This window comes from Fusibacter sp., from assembly GCF_057447755.1.
Window position 1 is genome coordinate 1 of record NZ_JBVBZF010000252.1, and the last position, 5,348, is coordinate 5,348.

At 34.1% G+C, this 5,348-nt stretch carries 6 protein-coding genes; 3 read left to right on the plus strand and 3 right to left on the minus strand.

Translation table 11 applies throughout. The annotated features are described in order from the left end of the window. Positions 1 to 220, plus strand: a 220-nt coding sequence (locus tag AC220I_RS17775) for a YgaP family membrane protein (protein ID WP_486725208.1), incomplete at its 5' end; no start/stop codon positions are given. A gap of 299 nt (positions 221 to 519) precedes the next feature. Here AC220I_RS17775 and AC220I_RS17780 read toward each other — a convergent pair. Continuing rightward, positions 520 to 1,011: an RrF2 family transcriptional regulator gene (locus tag AC220I_RS17780; protein WP_486725209.1), complete on the minus strand. Its 492-nt coding sequence runs from the start codon at positions 1,009 to 1,011 to the stop codon at positions 520 to 522. 225 nt (positions 1,012 to 1,236) lie between these two features. Between AC220I_RS17780 and AC220I_RS17785 the strand changes: the two genes are divergently transcribed. After that, a complete protein-coding gene (locus AC220I_RS17785) occupies positions 1,237 to 1,611 on the plus strand; it encodes a pyridoxamine 5'-phosphate oxidase family protein (RefSeq protein WP_486725210.1) in 375 nt (124 codons plus the stop codon). A gap of 87 nt (positions 1,612 to 1,698) precedes the next feature. Here the strand turns inward: AC220I_RS17785 and AC220I_RS17790 are convergent, their stop codons facing one another. After that, positions 1,699 to 2,892, minus strand: coding sequence for an aldo/keto reductase (locus AC220I_RS17790; RefSeq protein ID WP_486725211.1), 1,194 nt, complete (start codon positions 2,890 to 2,892; stop codon positions 1,699 to 1,701). 237 nt (positions 2,893 to 3,129) lie between these two features. On the opposite strand from AC220I_RS17790, the gene AC220I_RS17795 reads away from it, so the two are divergent. Beyond that, a complete protein-coding gene (locus AC220I_RS17795) occupies positions 3,130 to 3,786 on the plus strand; it encodes a TetR/AcrR family transcriptional regulator (RefSeq protein ID WP_486725212.1) in 657 nt (218 codons plus the stop codon). A 261-nt stretch (positions 3,787 to 4,047) separates the two neighbouring features. Here AC220I_RS17795 and AC220I_RS17800 read toward each other — a convergent pair whose 3' ends face one another. Then, entirely contained in the window at positions 4,048 to 5,319 is a 1,272-nt protein-coding gene (locus tag AC220I_RS17800; protein WP_486725213.1) for a RidA family protein, read from the minus strand. Between the last annotated feature and the right edge of the window lie 29 nt (positions 5,320 to 5,348).

Consider the following 5,348-nt stretch of genomic DNA (forward strand, 5'->3'; position numbering starts at 1 on the left):
AAGGGTATTAGTCAGACAACAGGAGGATGAATTTATGGAAAAAAACGTTGGTAAAAAAGATGCGTATATTAGATATTTTTTGGCAGTTGTATTTGCGATATTAGGCATTACAGTGGCATCTTGGTTTTGGATTTTAGCACTCTTGTCAGCAGCAACCGGATTTTTAGGTTTTTGCGGCCTTTATAAGCTAATTGGTATTAATACATGTAAGCTCAAATAATCTCAAAAGTTATAAAGTGACTTTTTAGAGATTATTAAAACAAAATATTTCTAAACGAAATATCTCAAAATGTAATAACCTAAAATGAAATAACTTAAAATGAAATAAGTTAAAACTAAATATTTTGATTTAAACAACATTTGAGCCACCTTCGATGTCTCAAACCCATTTTCGCTGCTGTTTGAGATTGAACATTTCTCATCACAGCTTTCGGCTCAAATTTTGTTGTAAATTTTGTTGTATATAGTAAAGAAAACCTTTAATTTTCATCCTGAATTAAAGGTTTTTTACGGTTTGAATTATGGGTTAAACCATTCTTTTGTAGCTTCAAGTTGATCTTTAGGCAAGATGCTTTGGACATGGTTTGAAAGCCAGCGTAGTGTTTTGCCTCTTAAATAAAGTTTCATTTGATTTTCGGCTTCGTCCATGACGCTTTTTATGGTACATGGATTTTTAGTATAGACTTTTGGAATATCGTTTGGATCCAACAAAATGTTTGTCTGTCTAATTTCAGCACAATGAAATAAAGGTGCTTTACCCTCTATTGCTTCAACCACATCCCAAAATGTGATCTGCTCAGGAGTTTGTTTTAATTTATAGCCCCCTTTGGCACCAGGAATGGAATCTATGAGTTCAGCTTTTTTTAATTTAGTAAAGACCTTTGATAAGTATGACTCTGAGATTCCTTGAAAAGTAGCAAGCTCTTTAATACCAATTGTTTTATCTTCAGGAATATCAACAAGATATAGTAAACAATGTAAGGCATATTCCACACCAATTGAGAATTGCATTTTTTTCCTCCAAACTTATAGTATATTGTTATTCAATCATACATGAATCACTGTTAAATTTCAATCCTATTAAAGGGAATGAAATTTTAATTTGCTGTTGACAATTAAAAAAATATAGAGCATAATACAGATATAATATATCGCAGATATTAACTATCTACGATACATCATATCTTTTATTGTTTCGAGTTCGCAAAAATATCTTTATAACAAATTGGAGGAAATATGATTTCAGAAAAATTATTAAATTGCTTGGAAAAAGAAGGGGTTGTTTCAATTGTTTCATGGGGAGAGAATGAACCCCATATGGTTAACACATGGAACTCATATATTGTAGTCAAAGAAGATCACAAACTATTGATTCCTGCATATGCAATGAGAAAAACAGAAAAAAATACACTTGTAAATCCAAAAGTCAAAATCGCTTTAGGGAGTAAAGAAGTAGAAGGTTATAACAATTATCAAGGAACAGGTTTTGTAATTGAAGGAACAGCAAAGTTTCTTGAATCTGGTACAGATTTTGATATGATGAAAGAAAAGTTTTCGTTTCTAACAAGAGTAATGGAGGTAACCGTTTCTTCTGCTAAGCAAATGCTGTAAGTTTTGGTTTTGATACAAAAAGCACGCCCAATAATTTTTTTAAGAAATTATTTGACGTGCTTTACTCATTGCTATAACAACTTTCAATTATTTTTTCATGACGCGTTTTGCAGCCCAAAGTAGGGGCTTATCAAAGATGCCCTCCAAGTCTTTTGTGACGTTTTTCAATTCTTTCCTAATTTCTATGTGCTGAGGACAATGCTTTTCACATTTACCACAATTGATACACTGAGAGGCTAGTGTTGGCTTATCGCCCATAACCCCACCAGCTTGTACGAGGTACATTACCTTAGCCTCCATACCGCCAAAATAAGATTTGCTATTGTATTTTTCAAAGCACATTGGAATATTAACACCAGCTGGGCAAGGCATGCAATATGCGCAAGCCGTGCAAGGTACTTTGGTTAGATTCACGAAAACATCTCTGACTTTTGATATTCGTTCTAGTTCATCTTTAGAAAGGTGGTTTGGCAGAGCCTCCTTGGCGATCTTGATATTTTCTTTAATATGTTCATCGACGTTCATGCCCGATAAGACACAAGTCACTTCAGGATGATTCCAAACCCATCTTAAAGCCCATTCAGCGGGGCTTTTTTTCATCTCACTTTGGTCCCAAATCCTTTGGGCATCTTTTGGCATTTTTCCTGCTAAATTACCACCTCTTAGAGGTTCCATAACAAAGACAGCAATATCTCTTTCAGCAGCATATTTCAAGCCCTCTGTTCCAGCTTGATTTGTTTCATCGAGATAATTATATTGAATTTGACACATAGCCCAATCATAATCATTAACGACTTCTTTAAATGTATTGATATCACTATGAAATGAGAAACCGACATTTTTAATGAGGCCCTTTTCTTTCGCAGAATCTAAAAACGCTATTATTCCAAGCGACTTTAGGCGCAACCAATCATCAGGACTCATTATACCGTGAACCAGATAGTAATCAATCGAATCAACATTAAGCTTCTTAAGTTGCTCATTTAAAATACGGTCCATATCTTCTCGTGTTTTGACTGACCAAGGGGGCAATTTGGTCGCAATTTTTACTTTTGCTCGCAGTTCAGGATCACTAAATACTTTTCCTAAAAAACTTTCACTTGCACCACCATGGTAGGGATAAGCCGTATCGAAGTAATTGACACCTTGATCAATTGCATATCGAATTTGTTCCTCTGCCTTTTTTTCATCAATTCTACCCATCTTTGTAGGGAACCGCATGCATCCATATCCGATGGCAGATATTTGATCACCGGTCTTAGGTATTTTTCGATATTGCATTTCTATGTACCTCCTAGTTTATTTACACACTGTAAATTATATTAAGAGCATAACATTTAAATTACATAGTGTCAATTATAATCTTTATATCGTTCACGATGTCGTTAATGTGGATCTTAAAAGGACCAAATTTTAGAAGAGGCTTTCTTAATAGGTAAAGATGATGTTTATTAATTTACACAATGTATGTTATAATGGTTTTAAGTGACGTTTACCCATGGCTTTTTCGGAGGGATTATGAGTTTTAAAAGAGCACGTTCAGAAGCACAAATTCAGAAGCGAATTTTAGAAATTGTAGATGCAGCTTCTCAGATATATAATCAAGATGGTTTTGAGGGCTTAACGTTCAGTAAAATATCTGAACTTACTCAGTTTACAAGACCTACTATATATAAGTATTTTTCAACCAAAGAAGAAATTTTATTGAAAATTATTTTGACAGATCTTGAAGAGTGGGTGACAACGCTTGTAAAGTCATTTAAAATTAATACGCTTTATACGATAGAAGAAGTTGCAGATATCATTAGTCTTACTTTGAGTTCGAAGCCTCGACTTGTTGAACTTCTGACATTTTTATTTACATCAATAGAAAAAAATGTTTCAAAGGAAGCGCTTGTTGACTTTAAAATGGAGATGTTTAGATATCAATCAGACCTTTTTAAATTATATTCTGAGCTTCTACCAGAAGTTTCTCAATTACAAATCGAGAATTTTATAATCACTCAACTCACCTTAGCCATAGGCCTTTATCCTATGTGTCATATGTCAAAGCTACAGGTTGAAGTGGTTCATCAGATTAATCCCAATTATAAATCACCTGAATTTGAAATTTTGTATCGACAAAGTATCTTTCCGGTTTTATATTGTCTTAAAAATGGAATTTCAATTGAATAATTCACAAATCATCTTTTCATAAAAGACGTAGAGATATACGTCTTTTTTTACGCCTAAGGAAAATAGAATTATGTTTCTTTAAGTCTATACTGACGCAAAGAAATCGGTGAGAAATTATTTATTTTATGAAAGTACTGTAAAATTTTATTATAGAACCAATACACGGTATAAGTATATTTATTAGATAAAAAAGCATCACCAGTTAATTTTCAAAGTTAGAAAATTACTGGTGATGCTTTAACTTTATACTCTAAGGACGGTTTATGCGATTGGTGGTGTACCTTCTTCGTTGCCAAGAACTACATCGATCAATACCAATGCATCTTCTTGAATTGATGATACGCCTACGACTCTTCTAGCAGGAATACCGCCAGGGAAGAATGTTTTGTAAACCTCATTAACAGCATCTAAGTCTGCAATGTTTTTAAGGTAGATGTTTACTTTAACAACATCTGCCATAACATGGTCAACACTTTCGATAATTGCTTTAATATTATTTAAGCATTGTTCAGTTTGCTCTTTTACACCACCAGCTACCTTTGCACCTGTTTTTGGGTCTAAAGGCAATTGGCCTGAAACGTGGTTATAGTGAGAAAAAGCAACTGTTTGAGTTGACAATTTACTTTTTGGTGCATTGCCAGTATTGTTTGCTTCTATGATAATCCCATGTCTATCTTCAATAAGCTGTGGTGGTGTACCATCGCCATGTGAAATAACCGCTTCCATTTGAACAAGTGCCTCCATAGGAAGTGCAGATACTTCAAGTACTGTTCTTGCAGGCATGTAAGCCACTGCTCGAGCAATAGCAGAATCAGGGAAGAAAGTCGTGTAAACTTCATTCACAGCTTCAAGATCAGAAAGATTTTTAAGGAATACATTCACTTTAACAATATCATCAAATGGTACGTCAATGCTCTCTAAAATCGCTTTAATATTTTTTAAACATTGTGCAGCTTGCTCTTTAACGCCACCAATAACTAATCTTCCTGATTTTGGATCAATCGGTAATTGAGCTGTAATATTATTATAATGAGAAAAAGCAACAGCTTGTGAAGATAAAGGACTTAAAGGTGCATTTGCAGTATTGTTTGTAAGTTTGATAAGATCACCAGCTTGAGGTGCATTTGGAATTGAACCAACACCGTTTGAGATAAGTGTATCGACTTGTACTAAGGCGTCTAATGGTAATGCAGCAACTGCAATAGTCGTTCTAGTAGGTAAATAGGTTGGGAAGAATGATTTATAAACTTCATCAACAGCATCAACATCTTTAATATTTCGTACAAATACAGTAATTCTAATAACATCATTCATAGTGTGGTCAACACTTTCTACAATCGCCTTGATGTTTTTAAAACATTGCTCTGCTTGCTCTTTTATACCGCCAGCAACGAGTTTGCCTGTTTTTGGGTCAATCGGTAGTTGTGCCGAAAGATTGTTGTAATGAGAGAAAGCTACAGTTTGTGAAGATAGACCGATTTCTTTTGGAGCATTCTCCGTATTTCTTGCTAATACTGCATTAAAGCCGCTCATAGTATTATTCTCCTTTAAATTAATTTACT